This window comes from Geomicrobium sediminis, assembly GCF_016908595.1.
Classification (GTDB): Bacteria; Bacillota; Bacilli; order Bacillales; family Marinococcaceae; genus Geomicrobium_A; species Geomicrobium_A sediminis.
Genome location: NZ_JAFBEC010000017.1, coordinates 21,068 through 44,375 on the forward strand (window position 1 = coordinate 21,068; position 23,308 = coordinate 44,375).

The following is a 23,308-nucleotide window of genomic DNA, read 5'->3' on the forward strand; positions in this document are numbered from 1 at the left end:
ATAGAACACGCATGAGGAGGTTATTTCGTCATGGAAAAAGCGACATTTGCTGGTGGTTGTTTTTGGTGTATGGTTGGCCCGTTTCAAGCACAAGAGGGGGTCACCAATGTGAGATCTGGTTACACAGGTGGTCATACAGAAGATCCAACGTATCGTGAAGTGTGTAGTGATACGACCGGTCACGTTGAGGCAATTCAAATTGACTTTGATCCAGGTGTTGTAAGTTATGATCGGCTTCTAGAAATCTTTTGGATGAATATCGACCCAACAGATGCTGGTGGCCAGTTTAACGATCGTGGAGATTCGTACAAAACGGCAATCTTTTATCATAGTGACGAGCAAAAAGATTCAGCAGAAAAATCACGTACCCAGCTTGAAAAAAGCGGTCCTTTTGAAGGTAAGGTTATTACACCAATCGTTCCAGCGAAGATTTTTTATGATGCAGAAGAAGAACATCAAGATTATCATTTAAAAAACCCATTTCACTATCAACTGTATAAAAGAGGCTCAGGTCGAGCAGGATTTATTAAGAAACACTGGGGGAATGAGTAATGAGTGAGAAAAAAGATTTAAAAGAGCGGTTAACTGACATACAATACAATGTTACGCAACATGATGCAACAGAGCCTCCTTTTCAAAATGAGTATTGGAATCATTTTGAAGAAGGATTATATGTGGATATCGTCTCTGGTGAGCCGTTGTTTACGTCTAAGGAAAAGTTCGAATCAAGTTGTGGCTGGCCGAGTTTTACGAAGCCAGTTGAAGAAAAAGTGATTAATGAGAAGTTGGATACAACTCACGGCATGCGTCGTACAGAAGTTCGAAGTAAAGAAGCGGATTCACATTTAGGCCATGTATTTCCTGATGGACCAGGACCAGAGGGTTTGCGTTATTGCATTAATTCAGCAGCCATTCGATTTGTTCCTTACGACCGATTAGAAGAAGAAGGTTACGGAGCGTTTAAAGCGCGCATGGATTCAAAGTAATGGAACGTCTAGAACAGAAGCGTCTTCATTTTTTGCAAGATCAACAAAGCTATCTTAATCATTATCATTTATCAACAATTGCAGAATATGAACAAACTGTTTTGCGTGTGGAGCAGATAGACGTAATTGTTCATTGGTTTACACCAGAGTCATACGACAACACGCTCGTTTTTATACACGGATATATGGACCACAGTGGCGCGCAAGCGCCGTTTTTTACAAAAGCAGTAGAACACGGTCTACGTGTCGTTGCAATCGATTTACCAGGTCACGGATTGTCGTCAGGTGACCGCTATGCTGTACGTTCTTTTGATATTTATGATCAAATGTTGGGGATACTGTTAGAGCAAATACAAACGGAGAATCGTAAGAGACCGTTCTTACTCGGTCATAGTACCGGTGGAGGTATTATTGCTCACTATATATTAAAAAGAAACAATCCGTATGTTTTGCATCCGATCCTCGTTTCCCCGCTCGTCAGAACGATGAGTTCACTATTCATGAAAGTAGGGCAACCGCTCGTTCAATTGACGTCAGAAGAAGTACCTCGGAAATTTCGGCATAATACAGGTGATGGTCACTTTGCGATGATGCAACAACAAGATCCGCTGCAAAGCGATCGAATACCGATCGCTTGGGTCAAAGAAATGCTAAGTTGGGAAAAGAAATTTCTTTTTAATCAACCGAGTCAAAAGGCCGTTTCTATTATTCAGGGCACAGCTGATAAAACGGTCGATTGGAAACATAATCTTTCGGTTTACAAACAGAAGTTTCCTAGAGCAAATCCGATTCTAATTGAACATGGTGAACACCAGTTACTAAACGAGGTATCACCTATTAGAGAAATGACGTACAGTCGGATTTTTCATATTGTGTGGCAGTTTCAACAATAAAAAAAGAAGCACTCTTATAAAAGTGTGCTTCTGATCTAAGCTTACGATAAAGCTTTCTTATTATTTGACTTTTTTAAACGTCTGAGTTGGCGATCTTCAACGCGCTTTTCAATCGCGTTAAGTAGGTCAGCGTCTCTCTCAAGATCTTGTTTATTTTGGTCGACTAGTTCATTAAAAGAAGTTCTAAATGGTCGTCGCATGTTTCCCGTCCTTTTGAATAGATTCATTGAATAGGTAATTTGTAAACTTACCTGTAAGATCATTTTACCCTATTTGCAAAAAATTAAACATTGATAAATTGTTACAATTTAGCGAAGCGTACAAGAATGGACAACATTTGCGAAGAATCGTGAAATATAGAGCGGTTTCGATGTATAATATGGAAAAGTAAACAATAATTTGAACGATGGAGGGATCAACTTGTCAAAAGAAGGAAGAAAATGGACAGCGTGGGTAGTCATCGGTGGAATTGCAGCTTTTGTTGCGTATATATTTTCGAATAAGAAAACACGTGAGAAAACGATCGGTTACGTTCGAGAAGGTGCTCAGTTTATCGATGAGACCGGAAAGTTTGTAAGAGACAACCAAGAAGAGATTCGATCTTTAATTAAAGATACGAGCACGAAAGTAAATTCACTCGTTACCGTTGCAAGCTCAGAGATTGAACAAATTGCCAAGCACACATCACACTTAAAAACGACAGCAACGGACCTCATTGACACCGCAAAGTCAGCGGCAGAAGAAATCAAACATCAAAAGAACATTGAAGATGATCAATCTACTCCTGACAATTTAACTTACTTGGACCCAAGATAAAAAGATGTTTATTCCTTACTATGAGCGGTAATAAGTACAGTACGTTATTGCTGTAGGAGGAATAGAATATGTCACTTATAGAAGAATTAGATCAACTACAACAGGTACAAGACAAAGAAGGAACATTAACGGTTTACTTGAACACCGATTTTCAAGATCAGAACCATCATCGAGGCGAATGGAAGATTCGACTGAAGAATGGTCGAAAGCGACTGATAGAATACGCAGAGAAGAGCGAAGACGCTGATTCAGTGAAGAAATTGAAGAAGCGACTTGAAGAAGTCGAGTCATACATCAATGACCAACAAGCGAATATGCAACGAGGCTTAGTTATTGTAACGACGGCTAATGGGGATGTGTTTTCCGCACATCTACTGCAAGTGCCAGTTGAAACATCGTTTCATTGGGAAGAAGAAGCTGAGCTTGAACAATTGCATGAGCTTCTGAAATCTTATCCACAAACAGGCATTATCGTCACTCAGAAAACCGATGTTACGTTTATTGATACAGCGCTTGGTGAAGTTCGTGATTCGTTTACATTTAGTTGGGATTTCGAGAACGACGATTGGGTTCAACACGATGAGGGACATGCAAGTTCACCGAACGGTGCCGATACGGCAAATGACGAATTCGACCGTCGTTTTGAAGAGAACATGCAACGTTGGTATAAGAAGCTAGCCCCAGTCATTATTCAAGAAATGAAGAAACGCGAGTTAAATGGCGCATTCTTCGTTGGAAGTAAGCCAATGATCGGGGAACTCACTCAACATTTTTCATCAAACCATATTCAAGGTAGAGTTGAGAAGAACCTTGGTTCAAAGTCAGTGAAAGACATCGTGTACACGGTATTTAAAGAAGCATAGACTTACTCAAATGAATTTGTGAATGTGACCGAGACAATTGTGTTATAGAAGCAAGTTGCCAATCATATTCATGATTGATAATTAGGATCTGCTTAGGTTTTACTTGATGTTTCTTAACACTAAGCATTAACCTAAAAAAGTGGAGAACCGTTTAATACGGTTCTCCACTTTTTAGTCATGTGATCATTCACGTGGAAATTAATAAATTGCAATTCCTTAAGGATTTCTGCCTACAAGCAGGGTAGCAATTACAGTATTGGTTTCAAGGTCAATGACCGATACAGTATTATCGAAGTTATTGCTAACATAAGCGAGTCGAGTGGCGGAGCTGATTGCTACGGCTCTTGGGACTCTGCCCTAAAGTGATTTATATGTGACAACGTATAATGCGGATGGTTATCTGTTGAATAAGGGTCACCTATTTAAAGTGGTATGAGAAGGATTGAGTTGTGGAGTTTTTAAAAAAGAAGCAGCTTGCAAAGTCCTCACAACTTTGGAAGCTGCTTTACTACTAAGCGTTACTACTTTTTAATTCTTTTAACTCTCTAAGGATAGGCATCTCATCTAAGTCGTCTTCGCTGACAATCGACCAATCTATGCCGGTAGACTTATGGCTTTTCTGAACTTCGATGATCCGTTCATTTGTTATGACATAGTCCATTGAGACATCATAGTGTGCGCTAGGAAGAGAAGATTCAATGAGCTGTAACTCATGAATGGTCGTTACAACAGGGATCGCTCGGTTACCGATTTCACGGATAATGCCGTATTCCCGATCTGCAAAACCCGCGCCTTTCCCGATGCGATGACCGCCAAAGTCGACAGCAACAGAGCCCATGAGCATGAGATCAATTTCAGGTAGCTCATGAAGAGGGGTAACTTTACCATAGGCATTCATATGCTTTAAGCTTGCTGCTTTTCGTTCTTCGCCAGTGGGTACTGTGCCAGGGAGAATAACGACAAATCCGTCTTTTAGCCTTGGTGTAGGAATGAGTAACGTTTTTTGGTCTTTAATCACTTGTGTTCGGATCGGCAATTGAGGCGAATCAGGATTCACTTTTACGACATTTGCCTCTTTATATATGGATAGTTGAAACAGTTGCTCTGCTGCAGCTTCTGCTCCTTTGAAATTTGGGATCCTTCCTTCGAGTGGAAATGGGAAGCGACCTGCTTTTTGTTCAGTAAGGTCGGTCCAGACTTTTTCACGTATCGCTTGTTTTTCGTTCAAATTAGGTCTCTCCTTCGTGCTTATGAACATTGATTCGTAACGCATTTAACTGTGCGCCAAGTAAAATCATTAATCCAGTTAGGAAAAACCATACCATAAGACCGATAATCGTGCCTAGGCTACCGTATATAATCGAGTAGTCATTATACTGGTTATAAAAGGAAAACCCTAGTGAAGCGATCTGCCAACCAATCGTTGCGAACAGGGCTCCTGGCCATGTGTCTCGCCAACTAATTCGCTTACTCGGTACAATCGTGTACAAAATAATGAGCACAATCCCAATAACTAGTACGCTAATGGACCAGCGGACCACGGACCAAAACGGTGCTAGCCAGCTTTCAACACCTAATGTGCTAAAGATAAATTCCCCAATCGGTTCTCCAAAGATAGGAAAGAGAAGAGAGACGAGTAGTGCAGTAAGAAATGAAACAACAAGAATTGAACCAACGCCAACCATTCGCTTTAATGACGGATGGGGGAGCTGATAAGCTTTGTTTACAGCACGAATGACCGCAAAAGAGCCGAGAAACGTGAGCCAAACTGTCGCGATCGAGCTAATACTTAATACGTTCGCACGTTGATCAGTAAAGATGTCGTTTAACGTGGATTGAATAAACGAGTAGATCTGATCTGGAATATACGGTGAGATAAGTTCAAGGAGTTCAGCGGTTCCAACTGGAAAGAAACTAATAATATTTAAAATAACAATGAGCAAAGGAAAGAAAGCTAATAAAAAGTAATAAGCCATTTGAGCAGCAACATCAAATAACCTCTGCTCCCACGTCGTTTTGACCATTGCTACGATCAGTTTGAGCATTCAATTTCTCCTCACACGATAAGTTCTTGGTAGTTTGAACAATTTTGTAAGATCTCAATCATTGCCAGTCTTTTCTTAGGTAAAACACAATCGGTATGCTGATGGCAAGGCAAATTGCTACGATAATATATACTTCTTGAATTGCAACGAGTCCAGATTGAAGTTCATCAGAAGTTGTTACAAGATGTGAGTTGCGTCGACTTTCATAAAGGATCGATAGCAACACAACGCTAATGACCTTCATCATTTGGCGCGCTACATTGTTAAACACAGAGCCTGCAGATACGTGTTCAGCTGGTAAGGCGTTTAAACCAGCTGTAGTGACCGGAGTATTAATAAAACCGTTCGCAATTCCGTGAATCACGAGCAACGTAATGAGTAAAGCAACACTTGTCGTATTAATTGAAAAGGCGAGAATAAACGTCACAACTGTGATCGTAATAACACCAATCATAATGACAGGATAAGGACCTTTGCGGTCAAGAAGACGACCTCCAATTGTCATAGAGATCCCCATCGCTAACGCTTGAGGAAACAGTAACAACCCAGCGTACAATGCCGATTGTCCATACACTTCTTGAATAAGCATGGGAATGAGAAGTAAGACAGAGAACATAGCTGTAACACTGTTAATAAGTATGAGTAAACTTGCAGAGAAGACAGTGTTTTTAAGTATTGAAATGTCTAGTAATGGTTCAGAAGTCCGTAATTCGTGGACGACAAAAAGTCCGAGTAATACTATTCCACTAAAAATGAGTAGGTAAACATACACTCCTGCGTTCGTTTGAAGTGCATCGATCCCAATTAACGTTCCTAATATCCCGCCAGTTACGAATAAAAAGCCTAACCAGTCGAATTGACGTCGTTCTTTTTGTGCGTCCTCTTGTAAAAACTTAATGGCGAGTAGTAAAGAAATCAAGGCAGTAGGAATGTTCATAAGAAACAGCATGTGCCAAGAAAAGAATTCAAGTAATAAGCCGCCAATTGTAGGTCCAATCGTTGGGGCAATCATAACTGCAACACCCCAGATCCCCATTGCAAATCCCCGTTCTCCTTTCGGGAATTTCTGAAAGATCATGATCATCGCAATTGGCATGATCAACCCGCCGCCGATTCCTTGAACGAGCCTAAAGGCAATCATGCTTGCAAAATCCCAAGAAAAAGACCCTGCTAAAGAAGAAAATAAGAAAATAATCGTCCCTGTAAGAAAGATTGTTTTACTACCAAACCGTTTTGCCAAGTAGGTTGAAACAGGCATAATTAAAGCCATACCTAAAGCAAACGCTGTAATAATCCATTGCCCAGCAACGGCTGTAAGTGCATAAAAACCCATAAAATAAGGCAATGCAACATTCATTAAACTATTGTTTAAGACGACAGTAAAGCCAGCAAATAACGTTGCAGACAAGACGCCCCACTTAGATTTTTGTGGATCACTCATCAATTCCATCCCCTAAAGATTCGAGTAACGAAGTATTTAATAAAATAAAAAATATTCTCTTTATTATAGCAGAGAATTTGTTATTGGACTATTCGTCAGCCGTACTCATTTGATCATAAAGAGCACCTAGCTTTGCGTTAGTCTAGGTGCTCGTGTATAAATGTTGTATTGTGACTATATTTGGTGTGCTTTAAAGTTACTCTTCTCTCGCTAGACAGACCGACAAGCTGTTGAGCGACAGCGGGCGGAACTCGTCTGGCGACAGAAAGGCACTGTCTCACCACCTCGGCTCACTCCTCCCCACGATAAACAGGGCGGAAGATGAGTCCTGCACCGATTAATACGATTAACAACGAACCGATTGCGTAATAGAGGCTTCCTTGACCGACCCATTCAATTAAGACGCCTCCAGTGACTGGGCCGAGCATGCTACCGAGACTAAAAGAAATTGCGATGAGGACGTTTCCGGTCGGCAGTAGCTGTCTGGGTAACAAGTCTGCCATGTACATTAATCCGAGTGAATAAAATGAACCGAGCAATCCTCCGGCAACGAGAAAAGCTGCTATGAGAAGAGGAATATGATGTTCAAATTGCGGAATCGCTAAAAAGATCAACGCGCCAACAGTAGCAAGTAGTAAAAGGACTCGTTTACGCCCCGCCCGGTCGCTTAATAACCCGAGTGGGATTTGCGTAATTACACCTCCGACTACAAACGCTGGCAGTATGAACGAAAGCCATTCAATGTCTATGCCCATCCGCATTGCATAGATCGGGTAACTGCCATGAATGGTTGCTTCCATAAATCCAAACGTTAATGGTGGTAGAAATGCAAACCAACCGTATTTGATGACGAGGAAGTAGCGACCCAATACTCCGGATTGTTGTACGGTTTCAACCGTGTTGTCAGGCCATTCGTTTCGCAATTTTAGCATGATGACCCAAATCATCGCACAAAATAGCGCGGCAATCACAAACGGAAGTCGTTCGTCGATCGCTAATAAGTTCGACATGAGTGGTCCGCCAGCGAATCCGGCACTAAATGCAAGCCCGTAGATGGCGATATTTCTTCCACGTACCGCTTTTGAACTCGTTGATGTAATCCATACTTGTGTTGAAAAATGGACCATATTATCTGCGATTCCGATAATTAATCGTAGGATAAACCAAAACCAGAAGCTTTGCCATAATGGAAATAGTAGCAAAGTAATGATGACGGCAATGAGGCCGATTGAAATGACGGGTTTGTATCCATATTTTCGTACAGGGTGTTCAATAAATGGTGAAGCGATCAGAATACCTATGTATAATGCAATCGCATTAAAACCGTTTGATGCAGAGGAATATCCTGCTTGTTCAAGAAGAATCGCTAGTAAAGGCAATAACATGCCTTGGACAAACCCGGCGATAAAGACCATGATGACGAGCATCGTAAATCGAAATGTTGGTGAATTGGATTGTAACGTAGTCAAAATTACCGCTCCTTATCGTGTACAAAAGCTATCATAGCGAAGTTTTGTACAATTGAAAAGGTGAAAAGCAAACCGTTCGCAAACGCGAGAAACATTCGGTACAATATACGAGAACAAAGGAGGCAAAATCATGAAATTCACAATTCATAATGATGAAGCATTTGAAACAGAAGCACCATTTGGACCTCTTGTCATCTCAGGAAACGATGAATTTGGTTATCGTCCTTATCAATTACTCGTATCATCAATTGCTGGTTGTAGCGCAAGTGTATTTCGTAAGATATTGAGAAAACGTCGGGTTGAATTTGAAGACATCGTTGTCGAAGCAGAAGTGACTAGAAACGACAACCCTCCAAGTGAGGTTCAAGCTGTTCATCTTCATTTTACTGTTGCTGCACGAGGTGTTTCAGAAGAACAATTGCAGAAGATGCTCCATGTAGCTTCTAAAAACTGTCCGATCGTTCAATCGGTAAATCAGTCTATTGAAATTAAAGAAACGTTAACATTACGAACGTAACATGTGCGAGAGCGGATCATTCCGGTCTCGTATTTTTATGAAGAAGAATTCATTAAAATGAACATAATGTGTAGATTTTTCAATGGGAAAAATATAAAGTGATGATATAACGAATAATTCTTAAAATTGTTGAAAGGTGTTCACAATGTCGGACCTCATTGGTGTGTTAGTTGTCATTGGTGCTGCAAATGTTATTGCGTTGCCGTACGTACTTTCACTTATTCCTAACGCACGGTTCCATATCTTGGAATCGTGCTTTTCTTGTGTGAAGGACAGGTTTCAATTACGAAAATAAAAGTCAGTGATGATTAATTTGGATAAAACATACGGCCTCTGAAAAGACTATAAAAAAATCGCTTTTGGAGGTTATTATGAAACGAATTGGTCGAATCCTCATGATCATGCTCGTTCTTGCAAGTGCCTTGTTACCGTTGATTGCCAATGCAGAAAGTGAGCCTGAAGCAAACCCGTTTGAAAAGCCTGATTATGTCTATAATATTTCTAGAGAAAATACGTTTGAAAACGTGAGTCGAGAATTGCCTTACTTGGAGCCCGCAGAATTTACGAGCCGTCTTCAAGACACGTCAGACGTACGCATCGAAAATCCAACACTCATTTCTATGCTCAATGAATCCAATGTGAAAGATTCGAAAGTAGCCTTCGGTGTAAATGCATCGATTTATTTAGGCTCTTGGGCGCTCTCATACGATTCCGAAGAAACAGATGTAAACTGGGAGTACGAGAGAATTAACTCGAATACGATTGATAATCGTGGCGGGGAAGATTCTTCAAAGCTTTCATTTGTACAAAATGATGACAAGTTCATCAAAGGGGAATTGTTAAGTCCTGTCCCTCAACAAGAAGATGTTCAGAACATGATGCGAATTACAGCAACGAAGAAAACATCGTTACCGTTAACGTTCTTAGCACCTATTGGAAGAGAAACGAAGATTGGTCCAGAATATCAAGTCCATGCAGGTCAGATGGGTACGGTTCAAGGATATGTACCGGCCGTACATGACCAAGGGACGGTCACTTATGGAGAAGTGTTCTTAACGTTAAAAGGGAAAAATCCAGCACTCGTCGTTAAAAATATCGAAAAGCAACAGGTCGATGCTTGGATTCCAGTTAAGGACTTTGTCACATTGAAGTATAACAATGGATAAAACGAAACAAGCTTCTATTTGATATAGAAGCTTGTGTTTTTATAAGCGACTTGCACGTTGTTTGAAGTCGATATTTTTATAATAAGCATTTTTAACGAGGGCATTCGGTCCTAAGCATTGAACTGAAGGGCAATGGCAGTTAAGGGATTGGTTTAGCGCTGTTTGTTGCCACTTATCAAATGCATCAAGAAGCGATGTGTCGCGGATATTACCAAGCTTTGGTTCATTACCAAAATCTGTCACGATAATATCCCCATCAAAGATGTTAACGTTTAAACGACTTCGACCATCAGGGTCGTTTCGAATGGTGACGCCGTCGGTTTCATGTAGACGTTTGATGAGCGCCACATCTTCATCATTATCATTGCATGCATAAAAAGGTAAAGTCCCAAACAACATCCACGTATTTGGATCTTTAACGTCTAGCAATCGGTGAATGCCTTTACGTATATCAGGAAGTGTTGAAATGCTTAGCTTAGAAGCGAAGTCACTCGGATACATCGGGTGAACTTCATGGCGCTGACAGCCCATAGAAACAATTTGTTCATGAATTTTTTCTAAGTGGGGTAATGTCCGTTCATTGACCATCGTTTCAGCTGAAACGAGGACCCCACGTTTCGTTAGCTCTCGAGCATTTTCAACCATTCGATCAAAGAAGGCATACCGTTTATCCATGCTAGGTGCGTTCGCCATTTCTTTGAATCCAATTTCAGCGAAGTCTTCTTTGCTGCCGTAGTTGTGCGAGATATGTAATACATCTAAATAAGGCAAGATCACTTCATATTGCTTTAATGGGAGTGTGAGGTTGGAATTAATTTGAGTTCTCGCTCCGCGTTCATGCGCATAACGCAAAAGTGGAACAACGTAGTGATCAACCGATTTCTTTGATAGCATTGGCTCTCCACCTGTAATGCTCAGTGCTCTTAAATGAGGGATCTCATCTAATCGTTTTTTGAGCAGTTCAAACGGTAATGCTTCAGGGTCTTTACGCTGGAGCATATACCCGACAGCGCAATGTTCGCAGCGCATATTGCAAAGGGTTGTTGTTGTAAATTCTATATTCGTTAACGTAGATTGCCCAAACAATTGCAGGTCTTCGTAAGCTTCCCACGGGTCGTTTTGGGGTGTAATCGGTTGGTGATGAATTGCAGGCGTATGTAAAGACATCGTTCGTCTCCTTTATGGTAAAAAGTCAAGAACAGCAAAACTGCACTATTTCCCATTGTAACATACAGAAAAGGATATTTTATGGATCGGGAAGGAACTAAACATGAAGCAATTAATGATAGTAGTTATAGGGATATGTTTATTCTCTGTTGGCACAACATATGAAGAGGCTTTTGCTGAGGAGTCTTATGGTTGGAACTTTAAACCAGCAAAAAACAATGAAACACCGACAACAGAAGAGCAGTATTTAGAATGGCTCGATAAGTATGACGGATACTTTCTCGGCAATGCAAATGAAAAAGAATTGTATGTAACATTTGATAGCGGTTATGAAAATGGTACAATGCCAGATCTTTTAGACACACTAAAAGAAAAGCAAGTCCCTGCCGCCTTTTTTGTAACAGGTCATTATTTAGAAAGTGAGCCTGAATTGATTAAGCGTATGGCTAATGAAGGGCATATTGTCGCAAATCATTCGTGGAGTCATCCGCATTTTCCGGACTTGTCTGATGAATTAATTATCCAAGAGTTGAAGAAAGTAGAAGATCATTATTATGCTTTAACCGGAAATCCGATGCATTATGTGCGACCACCTCGAGGAACATTTAATGAGCGCACGTTAGACGTTTCAAAGAAGTATGGGTATCATCATATTTTTTGGTCGTTTGCTTATGTTGATTGGAATACTGACGATCAAAAAGGAAAAGCGTACGCGTACGAAAAAATTATGGACCGTGTCCATCCAGGGGCAATACTTTTACTTCATTCTGTTTCAACTGATAATCGGGATGCACTCGGGGAAGTTATTGATCAGTTAAAGGCTGAGGGTTATACATTTAAGAGTTTGGACGAACTTACGGGTAAACACTCAGCCTCACCAATCATTAGTGGGCAAACAAGCGAGCCCCAATTCGGTCTGCAACCGTTTGTAACGTGGATAAATCCGTAACATCAAAGGCAACCGTTTCTTTCGTACGAACGACGAGTTTTCCATTGTCTTCATTCTCACCGATCGCAAAACTTAGAGAACCTATGTATTCATCTTCATCGCAGTCAGAAGCAACGATTGGTTTGTCATCACCTAAATGAAGTGCAGCGTAATGAATGTAATTAACACGCTCTACTAATGTGTGGACGGTCTCTTCTAAAAACCGTGGATGTTTATTATTTTTTTCGAGTTCCGCTACAATCTTAATTGCAGCAATGTCTGTTGCGATTGACATAGTAATCCCTCCAGTGATCATTCGTGCATGTTCAATTCTAACAAACGTTATGCGTTAGATTCGCTAGTAAGTTTAGGAAATGTGTGGTTTAGTCAATAAACGTTCATACATTTCCATTCGGTTCATCATCATTTTCGTGTACACTTGTAAGCAGACAGTTTGAATGAGCAATGCGGAAATTGGGGGCTTGACGATGTCGACGCTTTTTTTGACAGGCTTTTTTGTTGCAGGGGTTTTTACGGCCTATACAACATTCCTAATGCTTATAACGTGGCCGAATCGGAAAAACGCACGCTATAAACAAGTGAAATATTTTGGAGCGAGTATTTCTTCTGCAGCAGTTTTGTTTTTACTTTTTTGGGTGACTGCAGACGACCATGAATTTATACCCGCTGAAATGATGTATGCAACGCCAGAGTCGCTTTCAACAGTAGAAGAACAAGCGAGTTGGCACATAACATCAGAACTAGGACAAGTAACCGTTGATCACAATGATGTGATCCGTAATCTCGAATTTGTAGAGAATAATGAGGAACAGTTTACTGAACTTCATGCATCGCTTACGACAGAAGACAATGTAACGACAGAACTGATTCGTTCATCTACGATGAACCGTACAGCAAGAGTGTTACAACGTTTGTCGCAAATTGAAGAAGTTGATATCATTCATCTTAATTGGGACCTTTATTATGAGCCAGAGTATGGACCAGGTGAATTCGATACGATCTTAAAGATGACGGTATTTAATGAACAATTACGGAATATTGAATGGGAAAGCCTCGAGCAATTTGATGCAGAATTAATTGCAACAGAATATTGGGAGAAGCCAGAGCTTAGTGCTGTGGTGAACGAAGAGAAAGCAGGGAGCTAATCCTTGCTTTTTATTTTGCGTATAAAAAGTAAATTTTCTAAAAAAACATGTTGACGTTAATGCGATGAAGCAGTAGAATACTATTTAATTCTTATAAGATTAGTATGATTAAACATGAATTAGGAAAGTATTAGGAGGAGTCAGAACAGTGAGTAAACACCAAGACGATGTAAAAACCTATGATTTAGAGACTCTCGTATTGCACGGTGGTCACCATCCTGATCCGACAACCGGTTCAAGAGCAGTGCCAATTTACCAGACGAGTTCCTATGTCTTTCACGATACTGAGCATGCAAAGCAACTGTTTGCATTAGATGAGCCAGGAAACATTTATTCGAGAATTGGTAATCCTACGGTCGAAGTTTTGGAAAAGCGAATTGCTTTGTTAGAAGACGGAGTAGCGGCGGTAGCAACAGCTTCAGGGCAAGCTGCAATTACGTTAGCGATCTTAAACATTTGTCAATCAGGCGATGAGATTGTTGCGGCGAACAATCTTTATGGCGGTACATATAACCTCTTTGCTACAACACTTCCGAAATACGGAATTCATGTGACGTTTGTTGATGCAACAAACCCTTCAAACATAGAGAGCGCGATTACCCCGAATACAAAAGCGGTTTTTGCTGAGATTATTGGGAATCCAAGCTTACACGTCTTAGATGTTGAAGCAGTTGCTGATGTTGCACACCAAGCAGGGATCCCTCTAATTATTGACAGCACGTTTGCTAGTCCTGCTGTTTGTCGCCCAATTACGTGGGGAGCAGATATTGTCGTTCATTCAACAACGAAGTGGATTGGTGGTCACGGAACAACGATCGGCGGAATTATCGTTGACGGTGGTCGATTTAATTGGAATAGCGAGAAGTTCCCTGGTTTTACAGAGCCAGATCCAAGTTATCATGGTGTGCGTTATGCGGTTGATTTCGCTACTCTTGCGTTTAGTCAAAAAGTTCGCGTCCAACTTCTACGTGATTTCGGTCCAGCGCTTAGTCCGTTTAATGCATTCTTACTATTGCAAGGGTTGGAAACATTGCCACTTCGAATTGAGCGTCATCAAGAGAATTCTTTGAAGATCGCTGAATATTTAGAGTCCCACCCTGCTGTTGACTGGGTTTCTTATCCAGGGCTGCAATCACACGACTCTCATGAACTTGCAAAGAAGTATTTGCAACGTGGGTTTGGTTCTGTCGTGAACTTCGGAATTAAAGGTGGACTTGAAGCAGGGAAAACGTTTATTGATTCTGTATCAATTTGGTCGCACCTTGCAAACGTTGGTGACGCAAAGTCTCTCGTTATTCACCCTGCTAGTACAACGCATCAACAATTGAATGAAGAAGAGCGAAAGAAGTCAGGCGTGTTAGAAGAGCTTATTCGTCTTTCAGTTGGCTTAGAGTCGTCAGGAGATTTAATCACTGCACTCGATAAAGCTCTTTATAAAGCAACAGGACTAAGTCATGCAGGTAGTAGCAGACCAGAAGGAGTCGTGAATGATGAAGGGGTCATTCGCTGGGCGCTTCATTCTTCGCTCGAACGGACGACTGTTAATGGTCAAGACTCTGTTCGAACGAAATCATTAGCTGTTGTTGGATTAAGTGGCAATGCTGCTAGACCTAGCTATCGACTTGCTCGAAAAATGCAACGACTCGGGTACAAGATTATTCCGGTAAACCCTAAGGAGTCAGAGATTTTAGGGGAGAAAGTTTATCCAGATCTTCAATCAATCGATGAAAAAATCGACATCGTACAAGTGTTTAGAAGTCCGGAGGCGGCAATTGGTATAGCTGGAGAGGCAATTCTTACGGATGCTTCGGTTTTCTGGCTACAAGAGGGTGTTATTTCTGATGAGGCGGTTCGCATCGCGACCGAAGGTGGTTTAGAAGTGGTTCACAACAGATGTACGTATAAGGAAGCCCAACGAATGCGTGGCACAATCCGTACATTCAGTGGCCAATAAACTATCATTAGAAATAGGAGTGGAGAATGTTGAAAAAAAGAAATGTAGGATTTACGTTACTAGCCGGAGCACTACTGTTGTCAGCTTGTGGAAGTTCAACGAGCGGTGAAGAGAGCGCACCAGAGACCATTCGCTTAGATTATGCGTTTTATTCACCAACGAGTCTTGTCCTAAAGGAGTCAGGCAAGGTTGAAGAACACTTTGAAGAACAAGGAATTGATGTTGAGTGGGTACTCAGTCAAGGAAGTAACCGAGCGATTGAATTACTCAATTCTAACAGTGTTGACTTTGGCTCTACAGCAGGAGCGGCAGCTCTTGTTGCCAAATCCAACCACGCGCCAATTGAGACAGTCTATGTTGCTTCTGATCCTGAATGGACAGCGCTTCTAGCAAATGGTGACATTGAAACGATTGAAGATTTAAAAGGCAAACAAGTAGCGGCAACGATGGGTACTGATCCTCATATTTTCTTATTAAGAGCTCTACACGAAGCTGGCATCGATGAAAGTGAAATTACGATCGTTCAATTGCAACATAACGACGGTGCATCCGCATTAGCAACAGGGGAAGTGGATGCTTGGGCAGGGCTTGATCCACATATGGCTACCCAAGAAGTTGAACATGATGCCGAACTGTTTTACCGCAATCAAGACTTCAATACGTATAGTGTGTTAAATGTTCGTGAGGACTTTGCTGAAAGTCATCCAGAACTCGTTGAAGAAGTCATTGAATTATACGAAGAAGCAAGAAAGTGGACGCTTGATAACAATGAGGAAGCGACAGCCATTCTTGCGGAACAAGCTGATTTAAGTGAGGAAGTTGCAGCAATACAAATGGAAAGAAATGATTTCTCGAACCCCGTTCTTGAAGATGAGCATCGCGATGCACTAATTGGTGCGGGTGTTGTACTAGAAGAAGGACACTTAGGTCCAGCAGCTTCTTCGGTAGAAGAGTTAGTGGACGAACTGCTTAATCCTACGTATGTCGAATCAGTCGTTGGCTCTACGAGCAATTAATGGGGGAGCACAATGACACAAACAGAAGTATCACATTCACCGAACAAGAAATCACCAGGCAAGAAAACAACGTCTAGCGTGAACTACATTCGTTCATTTGCAATTGGCTTAATTATTCCAGCTCTTCTTCTCATCATTTGGGAAGTGGCATCTAGAGCTGGGATTTTCCCTCAATATTTATTACCAGCTCCTTCTGCAGTCATTTCTACGTTGGTCGCCTTAGCGAGTAGTGGAGAACTATGGACACACGTTTCATCAACCTTATCTCGCGTACTCATCGGATTTTTCTTAGGAACAATTGTTGCGGTCGTCTTAGGTTCATTTATCGGCTTTTTTAAACCGTTGGAACGACTATTTGATCCACTCCTTCAAGCGTTAAGATCGATTCCTTCACTAGCGTGGGTACCACTCTTTATTCTATGGATGGGAATTGCGGAAACGTCAAAAGTGACGCTTATTGCAGTTGGAGTTTTTTTCCCAGTGTATTTGAATATAGTAAGTGGCATTCAAGGCGTTGACCGAAAACTCATTGAAGTTGGAAAAGTTTACAACATGTCAACAGCTTCTATTATTACAAGAATTGTATTGCCTGCTTCTTTACCTTCATTTCTTGTTGGGCTTAGAAGTGGACTTGGTTTAGGGTGGATGTTCGTTGTAGCTGCAGAACTTATGGGAGCAAGTGAAGGCTTAGGCTTCTTGTTAACACTCGGACAGAATACGTCGCGACCCGATACAATTTTAGCGAGCATCATTTTGTTTGCGATTCTCGGTAAAGCAACCGATGCAATTCTAAAACAATTAGAAAACCGTTCATTACGTTGGCAAGATCGGTATGAGACATAAAGGAGGGCATGAGCATGTTAGCGGTTCAAAAAGTGAGTCGTACGTTTGACAATGGGTATAAAGCATTTAAGCCGGTAAGCTTTCATACAGAACAAAGTGAGATTGTCGGCATACTCGGAACGAGTGGTTGTGGGAAAAGTACGTTACTACGTGCCATAGCCGGACTTGATCTCGGCTTTGACGGTGAGATTTCGTTTCAAGAGCAATCGGTGAGAAGTGGCACGGAACACACGGGTGTTGTATTCCAAGAGCCCCGATTAATGCCTTGGTTAACGGTCATTGACAACGTTGTTTTCGGTTTAAAAGGGAATAAACAAGAAAAGCGTGAGAAGGGAGCCCGTCTTCTTCGTGCTGTAGGGTTAAAAGATACAGAAAAACTGTATCCGCGAGAGCTTTCAGGAGGCATGGCGCAGCGAGCAGCGATTGCAAGAGCCCTCGTTACAAACCCGCAATTGTTGCTACTTGATGAACCCTTTAGTGCACTAGATGCGTTTACAAAAATGCAATTGCAAGAGTTGCTCATCGATTTATGGGAGACAAATCATACGTCGATGCTCATTGTTACCCACGATATTGATGAGGCATTATTCTTATGTGATCGCGTGTTAATCTTTCGAGATCAACCTGGTGTGCTTTTTAAAGATTTGAAGATTGATTTGCAAAGACCTCGGGAACGAGGATCACTCGAAATGGCAGAATACAAACGTGAAATCTTGCAATCATTAGATTTAAATCATGACGTTCATGTAAAGTCAGCAATTTAGACAATTGAGGAGGATTAACGGTGAGTTCAATTACATCAGGAGAACGTCTTATTTTAGCAAGTGAGCATAAAGAAAAAGCAAATATAGAATCCGTAGACGCTACTTCGTTTCATTGGAATGATGAGTTCGATCAATGGAGAGCACGTTTACAAGGAAAATGGAATGCCGCTTATGAATGTATCGACCGACACGTAGATGAAGGGAGAGGCGACCGTGTCGCGATGATTTATGTGAACGATGACATACATGAAGAAATCACATACCGTCAATTAAAGAATGAAACGGATCGATTTGCTGTTGTCATTAAAGCAAAAGGAATCAAGCGGGGCGAGCGCGTGTTCACGTTATTACCAAAGACACCTAACGCATACATTACGGTGCTCGCTATTATTAAAGCGGGCGCTGTTGCTGGTCCATTGTTTGAGGCATTTCAAGAAGACGCAATTTTCGAGCGGATGTACAATTGTGATGCCAAAATGATCATTACCGATGCACAGTTAAAAAGCCGAGTACCATCAAATAAGTTGCCGGCATTAGAACATGTTCTAATTGATGGAGAAGGTGCGGACAAGGAAGCAGGCGAGTATCATCTTCAAGAGGAACTTGAATCGGTATCTAAAGAGAGTGCCGCACAAGTGACGGAATGGGTGGATGAGAACGAAGGCATGATCATTCATTATACATCGGGTTCAACAGGACAACCAAAAGGGGTTCTGCATTCTCATCGGGCAATCGTCCAGCAGAAGAAGACTGGCGAATGGGTGCTTGATTTAAAAGAAAACGATGTGTATTGGTGCACATCACACCCAGGTTGGGTAACCGGTAGCTCTTACGGAATCTTTGCTCCTTTCTTAAACGGTGCTACGAGTCTGATTAATACAGGGCGCTTTGATGCAAACGAGTGGTATAGCTATATTGAACGATTTAACGTGACGGTTTGGTATAGTGCGCCAACGGCATTTCGGATGTTAAAAGCTGCTGGTGGTCAGGAATTAATTGAGCGTTATAACTTGTCTAGCTTACGACATGTGTTAAGTGTAGGAGAACCTCTAAATCCAGAAATTGTAAAGTGGGGCTACGAGCAGCTAAACGTTCGGATTCACGATACGTGGTGGATGACTGAAACAGGAGCGCAATTAATCGTTAATCTCCCGAATCAGACGATTAAGGCAGGCTCAATGGGGCGACCATTACCTGGAATTACAGTTGCAATTCTTGATGAATCGGGCAATCAATTGCCACGCGGATTGGTAGGTCAACTGGCTGTTCGAAAAGGTTGGCCATCAATGATGCGTGAAATTTGGAAGAACGAGGAGAAGTATCGTTCCTATTTTCCTTATGATGGAGAATGGTATGTCTCTGGTGATCTAGCATACCAAGATGAGGAAGGATTCGTATTTTTTCAAAGTCGAAATGATGATATGATTAACTCTTCTGGAGAGCGTATCGGTCCTTTTGAAGTAGAAAGTGCTTTAATTACTCATGATGCCGTCATTGAAGCGGCAGTTGTAGGTAAAGCCGACGAGCTACGAGGGGAGATTGTTAAAGGCTTTGTTGTCTTACACCCTGACTATGAAGAGTCACCAGCATTACTTGAAGAGATTCGTTTACACGTTCGAGGCAAACTTGCGGCACATGCAGCACCGAGAGAAATTGAAGTGCTGAAAGAGCTGCCGAAAACGAGGATTAGCGGTAAGATAATGCGACGATTATTAAAAGAACAAGCATAAGAAAAACGCAGGGGCTAAAAGCTCCTGCGTTTTTGTATTTGTAATTAGTCTAAGTCTGCTGGGTAAACACCATTCTCATCGTGGATTTCACGACCGCTTAATGGTGGGTTGAATACACAAACCATACGTGCATCTTCAATGCCGCGAAGTAGGTGCTCATCGTGCTCATCAAGTGCATAAAGTGTACCTGCTTTAATCGTGTGTACTTTGTTATCACTTAACGTAACAACTTCTGCATGACCCTCGATGCAATAGACTGCTTCGAGGTGGTTTTGATACCAGATGTGTGTTTCTGTGCCAGCACGGATAATCGTGTCATTCACAGAATAACCCATTCCGTCTTTTTTAGAGATGAGACGGCGACTAACCCAGTTGCCACCTTCGACTTCTTTTTCAGTTCCTAGGATGTCTTCTAATTTGACGACTTTCATGTGTATTGCCTCCTAAAGTTGTTGAGTAACGATCGATGTTTATGCGTTAAGTGCTTGATCGATGGCTGCATCTAGTTTATCGAGTCCTGCTTGAAGACCTTCTTTATCAATTGTAAGTGGTGGGAAGAGCTTAAATACTTCATCGTTAGGTCCAGCTGTTTCCATAATTAAGCCTTGCTCAAACGCATTAGCTGCTACTTTACCAGCAAGGTCTGGAATGTCTGTACGAATTCCTTGGATGAACCCACGACCTTTAAGCTTTCCTTCAAGTGCAGGATATTTATCAATCATAAGTTGTAAGAAGCTAGTGATCATCTGGGATTTCTCTTCAATACCTTTTTCAAAGGAAGGATCTTTCCAGTAATCAAGGGCCGCTGTCGCAGTAACGAAGGCGAGGTTGTTTCCTCTAAACGTACCATTGTGCTCACCTGGTGCCCATTTGTCTAGCTCTGGCTTAAAGAGTGTCAATGCAAGTGGTAATCCGTAACCACCGATTGATTTAGACAAGCAAATGATATCTGGTTTAATGCCAGCAGGCTCAAAGCTAAAGAACGTACCCGCACGACCAACTCCAGCTTGAATGTCATCAACAATCAATAACGCACCAATGTCTTTAGCGAGCTTCTCAATCTCTTGAAGCCATTCCATACTTGCAGCGTTCAAACCACCTTCACCTTGAACTGTCTCTAAGATCAATGCTGCCGGTGCATCAACACCACTACCGTTCGTCGCCAGAAATCTACGAATGTACTTCATTTGAGTTTCTACAGGCTCATCGACATATTTGTCGTAAGGCATAATTGTCGTATTGCTTAATGGAACGCCAGCGCCTTTACGCTTGAAGTCATTTGACGTTACAGAAAGTGAACCGAGTGTCATACCGTGGAAGCCGTTTGTGAAACTTACGACGTTTGTTCGGCCAGTAATCTTACGAGCAAGCTTTAATGCACTTTCAACGGCATTTGTACCAGTTGGTCCTGGGAACATGACTTTGTAAGACATGTTACGAGGCTCTAAGATTGAAGATTGGAAAGCGCTCAAAAATTCACGCTTTGACTTTGAGGCCATATCGAGGGAATGAGTGATTCCGTCTTCTTGAATGTACTCGATTAATTTCGCTTTCATTTGATCATCATTGTGACCGTAGTTTAGTGCACCAGCACCGGAGAAAAAATCAATGTACTCTTTACCTGACTCATCGTATAATTTATACCCTTTAGCTTTGTGAAAAACGGTAGGGAAACTTCTGCTATAACTTCTTACCTCAGATTCTAATTGTTCAAATACGTTCATGACATTGACAGACATGTAATTGATGTGCTCCTTTCAAGTATAAAAAACGTTTTCTTATTGACGTAAAAATGGGCCGATCTTAAACGATAGTTCAGCTTCATGGCCTTCTCCAGGGAACAAATCTTCGGAGAAGCATTCCGACACGTGACAAGCAGTATCGTTTTTACGGGCTAATCGCCGGAACAGCTTTTGCGAAGCGTCGTTCGATGGAGTTACTGTTGCTTCAAGATACTTTACTTTACCACATGAGTTACGTTCTAAAACTTCATTTAGCATACGTGAAGCGAGTCCGCGTCCTCGTTGTGATTCATCTACGCCGACTTGCCATACAAATACAGTGTCTTGGCGTTCTGGAAGAATAAAAGCGGTAACAAAACCTACAAGTTCATCATCTTCTTTAACGACAACACAAGTTTCGGCGAAATATTCAGCCATCATCAAATATTTGTAGGATGAATTCAAATCGAGTCCTAGCTTCTTTGCTAGTTCCCACATTTCAGCACCATCTTCGACTGATGGTTTCGTAAATACTAGCGCTTCTTTCTCCGTAATTGGAGTAACCGCCATGTGATCATCACCTTCTAAAGAGTATTTTATTTACCTACTCTTCCATAACCGTTATCCTAATCGTTTAAACCAGTTATTTGGAATGAGTAGCTAACTATTTCCTTTTTGAAAAACGATTACGGTATATAATGATAAGGAGAAACAAAAAAAAGATCAAATGCATTTAAAAGGACTCTGAACCACTGAGAGACGATTAATCGTGAATTGATGATTTGAACATAGTGGTGCATTTTAATTTCTGCCGATTTGATCAATTTCCTTATTTAGCTAAGAAAAACTCGACAAAAATATACAGAAAGAGAAAGGGAGGGAAAGAAGTTTGACTATATTCTTAGAGGTCGTATTGCCTGTTTTATTAGTGTTTTCACTCGGATTCGTATTAGAAAGAAAATCCAAACTCGATATTAAACCGATTTCAACACTCGCTATTTATATTATGACGCCTTGTCTCGTTTTTCAGAACTTTTACCATACATCGATCGATGTACAAATCTTTTATATGCTCTTGATTGCTCTTATTTTATTATTAACCCTCGTAATTCTCAATAAAATTATCGCTTATTTTATGAAAATTCCTTCCGATCGGGAAACAGGTTTCGTTTTATCAACGGCGTTTATGAATGCAGGAAACTATGGGGCACCGATCATCTTATTTGCTTTCGGGCAAGAAGGATTTCAATTTGCGGTTATGTTTATGGTCATTCAATCGATTCTAATGAATAGTTTTGGAGTTTATTTCGCAACAAAAATGAAGGAATCGATGATGTATGCGGTAAAAATGGTCTTAACAATGCCTGCAATTTGGGCATTGGTAGTAGCTGCTATTGCGAAAACAATTCCGCTTGAGTTGCCGTTAGCGTTAGAGAGAACGACGAGTATGGTTTCTGAGGCTACAATTCCTACCGTCATGTTAATTTTAGGGATGCAGTTAGCCAAAATTCCACTATCAGGTTTTGAATGGAAAGGCATTACATATGCAAGTATTATGAGACTTTTCGTATCGCCGCTCATTGCCTATGGGCTAACGTTGTTGTTTCCTGTAGATCCATTGTTAGCAAATGTTATTATCGTGCTTGCTGCAATGCCAAGTGCAGCAAATATCGTCATGTTTGCTGTTCAATTTGAGGCAGAACCAAAGCTCGTCTCAAGCATTACGCTCGTGACGACGATTATAAGTATATTCTCAATCACAGCATTGCTCGTTTTACTATAAACAAAACCGCTACGTTCATCGAATGCCTCGATGCGTAGCG

General features: G+C 41.3%; 26 protein-coding genes. 15 read left to right on the forward strand and 11 right to left on the reverse strand.

Annotation, left to right across the window (positions count from 1 at the left end; all coding sequences use genetic code 11):
• Positions 1-30 precede the first annotated feature (30 nt).
• Genes msrA through JOD17_RS19020 form a run of 3 tightly spaced genes read left to right on the forward strand, consistent with a single transcriptional unit; the run spans position 31 to position 1,879 of the window.
• A complete protein-coding gene (gene msrA, locus JOD17_RS21775; RefSeq protein WP_204699559.1) occupies positions 31-552 on the forward strand; it encodes a peptide-methionine (S)-S-oxide reductase MsrA in 522 nt (173 codons plus the stop codon).
• Complete coding sequence (gene msrB, locus JOD17_RS21780) at positions 552-986, forward strand: peptide-methionine (R)-S-oxide reductase MsrB (protein WP_042420734.1); 435 nt, start codon at positions 552-554, stop codon at positions 984-986. Before msrA ends, msrB begins: the two co-directional genes overlap by 1 nt.
• On the forward strand, positions 986-1,879 hold the full coding sequence (locus JOD17_RS19020; RefSeq protein WP_204699560.1) for an alpha/beta hydrolase: 894 nt from the start codon (positions 986-988) through the stop codon (positions 1,877-1,879). Before msrB ends, JOD17_RS19020 begins: the two co-directional genes overlap by 1 nt.
• Positions 1,880-1,920: 41 nt before the next feature.
• On the opposite strand, the gene JOD17_RS19025 is transcribed toward JOD17_RS19020, so the two are convergent.
• Positions 1,921-2,079, reverse strand: coding sequence for an FbpB family small basic protein (locus JOD17_RS19025; RefSeq protein WP_152549511.1), 159 nt, complete (start codon positions 2,077-2,079; stop codon positions 1,921-1,923).
• 220 nt (positions 2,080-2,299) lie between these two features.
• On the opposite strand from JOD17_RS19025, the gene JOD17_RS19030 reads away from it, so the two are divergent.
• Complete coding sequence (locus JOD17_RS19030) at positions 2,300-2,695, forward strand: hypothetical protein (protein WP_204699561.1); 396 nt, start codon at positions 2,300-2,302, stop codon at positions 2,693-2,695.
• 68 nt (positions 2,696-2,763) lie between these two features.
• Positions 2,764-3,558 (forward strand): VLRF1 family aeRF1-type release factor, encoded by a 795-nt coding sequence (locus JOD17_RS19035; RefSeq protein ID WP_204699562.1) that lies wholly within the window; start codon positions 2,764-2,766, stop codon positions 3,556-3,558.
• Between the two features lie 216 nt (positions 3,559-3,774).
• On the opposite strand, the gene JOD17_RS21640 is transcribed toward JOD17_RS19035, so the two are convergent.
• From JOD17_RS21640 to JOD17_RS19060, 5 genes are all read right to left on the reverse strand, one after another.
• Positions 3,775-3,891, reverse strand: a complete 117-nt coding sequence (locus JOD17_RS21640) for a hypothetical protein (RefSeq protein ID WP_204699596.1) — start codon at positions 3,889-3,891, stop codon at positions 3,775-3,777.
• A gap of 178 nt (positions 3,892-4,069) precedes the next feature.
• Positions 4,070-4,786, reverse strand: coding sequence for a 5-formyltetrahydrofolate cyclo-ligase (locus tag JOD17_RS19045; protein WP_204699563.1), 717 nt, complete (start codon positions 4,784-4,786; stop codon positions 4,070-4,072).
• 1 nt (position 4,787) lies between these two features.
• Entirely contained in the window at positions 4,788-5,603 is an 816-nt protein-coding gene (locus JOD17_RS19050) for a YihY/virulence factor BrkB family protein (protein ID WP_204699564.1), read from the reverse strand.
• Between the two features lie 58 nt (positions 5,604-5,661).
• A complete protein-coding gene (locus JOD17_RS19055; protein ID WP_204699565.1) occupies positions 5,662-7,044 on the reverse strand; it encodes an MDR family MFS transporter in 1,383 nt (460 codons plus the stop codon).
• A 290-nt stretch (positions 7,045-7,334) separates the two neighbouring features.
• On the reverse strand, positions 7,335-8,513 hold the full coding sequence (locus JOD17_RS19060; protein ID WP_239575744.1) for an MFS transporter: 1,179 nt from the start codon (positions 8,511-8,513) through the stop codon (positions 7,335-7,337).
• Positions 8,514-8,643: 130 nt separating this feature from the next.
• On the opposite strand from JOD17_RS19060, the gene JOD17_RS19065 reads away from it, so the two are divergent.
• Complete coding sequence (locus tag JOD17_RS19065; RefSeq protein ID WP_204699566.1) at positions 8,644-9,030, forward strand: OsmC family protein; 387 nt, start codon at positions 8,644-8,646, stop codon at positions 9,028-9,030.
• A 371-nt stretch (positions 9,031-9,401) separates the two neighbouring features.
• On the forward strand, positions 9,402-10,196 hold the full coding sequence (locus JOD17_RS19070; RefSeq protein WP_204699567.1) for a YfkD family protein: 795 nt from the start codon (positions 9,402-9,404) through the stop codon (positions 10,194-10,196).
• Between the two features lie 39 nt (positions 10,197-10,235).
• On the opposite strand, the gene yfkAB is transcribed toward JOD17_RS19070, so the two are convergent.
• Positions 10,236-11,363 carry a radical SAM/CxCxxxxC motif protein YfkAB gene (gene yfkAB, locus JOD17_RS19075; protein WP_204699568.1) on the reverse strand — a complete coding sequence of 376 codons (1,128 nt, stop codon included), beginning with the start codon at positions 11,361-11,363 and terminating at the stop codon, positions 10,236-10,238.
• Between the two features lie 103 nt (positions 11,364-11,466).
• Between yfkAB and pdaA the strand changes: the two genes are divergently transcribed.
• Positions 11,467-12,312, forward strand: a complete 846-nt coding sequence (gene pdaA, locus JOD17_RS19080; protein WP_204699569.1) for a delta-lactam-biosynthetic de-N-acetylase — start codon at positions 11,467-11,469, stop codon at positions 12,310-12,312.
• Here the strand turns inward: pdaA and JOD17_RS19085 are convergent.
• Positions 12,248-12,586: a hypothetical protein gene (locus JOD17_RS19085; RefSeq protein WP_042360943.1), complete on the reverse strand. Its 339-nt coding sequence runs from the start codon at positions 12,584-12,586 to the stop codon at positions 12,248-12,250. The two genes, pdaA and JOD17_RS19085, sit on opposite strands and share 65 nt — an antisense overlap.
• A gap of 193 nt (positions 12,587-12,779) precedes the next feature.
• On the opposite strand from JOD17_RS19085, the gene JOD17_RS19090 reads away from it, so the two are divergent.
• The 6 genes from JOD17_RS19090 to acsA all read left to right on the forward strand — a co-directional run bounded on the left by JOD17_RS19090 (position 12,780) and on the right by acsA (position 19,764).
• Positions 12,780-13,457, forward strand: coding sequence for a hypothetical protein (locus tag JOD17_RS19090; protein WP_204699570.1), 678 nt, complete (start codon positions 12,780-12,782; stop codon positions 13,455-13,457).
• Between the two features lie 148 nt (positions 13,458-13,605).
• Positions 13,606-15,411 carry an aminotransferase class V-fold PLP-dependent enzyme gene (locus tag JOD17_RS19095; protein WP_204699571.1) on the forward strand — a complete coding sequence of 602 codons (1,806 nt, stop codon included), beginning with the start codon at positions 13,606-13,608 and terminating at the stop codon, positions 15,409-15,411.
• Positions 15,412-15,437: 26 nt separating this feature from the next.
• The gene (locus JOD17_RS19100) at positions 15,438-16,427 is read left to right on the forward strand and encodes an aliphatic sulfonate ABC transporter substrate-binding protein (RefSeq protein ID WP_204699572.1); all 990 of its coding nucleotides are present in this window, start codon (positions 15,438-15,440) and stop codon (positions 16,425-16,427) included.
• A 12-nt stretch (positions 16,428-16,439) separates the two neighbouring features.
• Complete coding sequence (locus JOD17_RS19105) at positions 16,440-17,270, forward strand: ABC transporter permease (RefSeq protein ID WP_204699573.1); 831 nt, start codon at positions 16,440-16,442, stop codon at positions 17,268-17,270.
• Between the two features lie 14 nt (positions 17,271-17,284).
• A complete protein-coding gene (locus JOD17_RS19110; RefSeq protein WP_204699574.1) occupies positions 17,285-18,034 on the forward strand; it encodes an ABC transporter ATP-binding protein in 750 nt (249 codons plus the stop codon).
• Positions 18,035-18,054: 20 nt separating this feature from the next.
• On the forward strand, positions 18,055-19,764 hold the full coding sequence (acsA, locus tag JOD17_RS19115; protein WP_338028834.1) for an acetate--CoA ligase: 1,710 nt from the start codon (positions 18,055-18,057) through the stop codon (positions 19,762-19,764).
• 44 nt (positions 19,765-19,808) lie between these two features.
• On the opposite strand, the gene JOD17_RS19120 is transcribed toward acsA, so the two are convergent.
• From JOD17_RS19120 to ectA, 3 genes are read right to left on the reverse strand one after another with little or no spacing between them, the layout of a single operon-like run.
• A complete protein-coding gene (locus JOD17_RS19120; protein WP_042421183.1) occupies positions 19,809-20,195 on the reverse strand; it encodes an ectoine synthase in 387 nt (128 codons plus the stop codon).
• 39 nt (positions 20,196-20,234) lie between these two features.
• Positions 20,235-21,503, reverse strand: coding sequence for a diaminobutyrate--2-oxoglutarate transaminase (gene ectB, locus JOD17_RS19125; protein ID WP_204699575.1), 1,269 nt, complete (start codon positions 21,501-21,503; stop codon positions 20,235-20,237).
• A gap of 39 nt (positions 21,504-21,542) precedes the next feature.
• Complete coding sequence (ectA, locus tag JOD17_RS19130) at positions 21,543-22,055, reverse strand: diaminobutyrate acetyltransferase (RefSeq protein WP_169967145.1); 513 nt, start codon at positions 22,053-22,055, stop codon at positions 21,543-21,545.
• Between the two features lie 319 nt (positions 22,056-22,374).
• On the opposite strand from ectA, the gene JOD17_RS19135 reads away from it, so the two are divergent.
• The gene (locus JOD17_RS19135; RefSeq protein ID WP_204699576.1) at positions 22,375-23,268 is read left to right on the forward strand and encodes an AEC family transporter; all 894 of its coding nucleotides are present in this window, start codon (positions 22,375-22,377) and stop codon (positions 23,266-23,268) included.
• Positions 23,269-23,308: the final 40 nt, after the last annotated feature.

Excerpts from the sequence above, each read along its gene's own strand:
- JOD17_RS19120 (WP_042421183.1), bottom strand. The coding sequence starts at position 20,195 with ATGAAAGTCGTCAAATTAGAAGACATCCTAGGAACTGAAAAAGAAGTC.
- JOD17_RS19100 (WP_204699572.1), top strand. The coding sequence starts at position 15,438 with ATGTTGAAAAAAAGAAATGTAGGATTTACGTTACTAGCCGGAGCACTA.
- JOD17_RS19110 (WP_204699574.1), top strand. The coding sequence starts at position 17,285 with ATGTTAGCGGTTCAAAAAGTGAGTCGTACGTTTGACAATGGGTATAAA.
- JOD17_RS19065 (WP_204699566.1), top strand. The coding sequence starts at position 8,644 with ATGAAATTCACAATTCATAATGATGAAGCATTTGAAACAGAAGCACCA.
- JOD17_RS19020 (WP_204699560.1), top strand. The coding sequence starts at position 986 with ATGGAACGTCTAGAACAGAAGCGTCTTCATTTTTTGCAAGATCAACAA.
- JOD17_RS19035 (WP_204699562.1), top strand. The coding sequence starts at position 2,764 with ATGTCACTTATAGAAGAATTAGATCAACTACAACAGGTACAAGACAAA.
- JOD17_RS19025 (WP_152549511.1), bottom strand. The coding sequence starts at position 2,079 with ATGCGACGACCATTTAGAACTTCTTTTAATGAACTAGTCGACCAAAAT.
- pdaA (WP_204699569.1), top strand. The coding sequence starts at position 11,467 with ATGAAGCAATTAATGATAGTAGTTATAGGGATATGTTTATTCTCTGTT.
- msrA (WP_204699559.1), top strand. The coding sequence starts at position 31 with ATGGAAAAAGCGACATTTGCTGGTGGTTGTTTTTGGTGTATGGTTGGC.
- msrB (WP_042420734.1), top strand. The coding sequence starts at position 552 with ATGAGTGAGAAAAAAGATTTAAAAGAGCGGTTAACTGACATACAATAC.
- JOD17_RS19105 (WP_204699573.1), top strand. The coding sequence starts at position 16,440 with ATGACACAAACAGAAGTATCACATTCACCGAACAAGAAATCACCAGGC.
- ectA (WP_169967145.1), bottom strand. The coding sequence starts at position 22,055 with ATGGCGGTTACTCCAATTACGGAGAAAGAAGCGCTAGTATTTACGAAA.
- JOD17_RS19070 (WP_204699567.1), top strand. The coding sequence starts at position 9,402 with ATGAAACGAATTGGTCGAATCCTCATGATCATGCTCGTTCTTGCAAGT.
- JOD17_RS19090 (WP_204699570.1), top strand. The coding sequence starts at position 12,780 with ATGTCGACGCTTTTTTTGACAGGCTTTTTTGTTGCAGGGGTTTTTACG.
- JOD17_RS19055 (WP_204699565.1), bottom strand. The coding sequence starts at position 7,044 with ATGAGTGATCCACAAAAATCTAAGTGGGGCGTCTTGTCTGCAACGTTA.
- JOD17_RS19050 (WP_204699564.1), bottom strand. The coding sequence starts at position 5,603 with ATGCTCAAACTGATCGTAGCAATGGTCAAAACGACGTGGGAGCAGAGG.
- yfkAB (WP_204699568.1), bottom strand. The coding sequence starts at position 11,363 with ATGTCTTTACATACGCCTGCAATTCATCACCAACCGATTACACCCCAA.
- ectB (WP_204699575.1), bottom strand. The coding sequence starts at position 21,503 with ATGTCTGTCAATGTCATGAACGTATTTGAACAATTAGAATCTGAGGTA.
- JOD17_RS19085 (WP_042360943.1), bottom strand. The coding sequence starts at position 12,586 with ATGTCAATCGCAACAGACATTGCTGCAATTAAGATTGTAGCGGAACTC.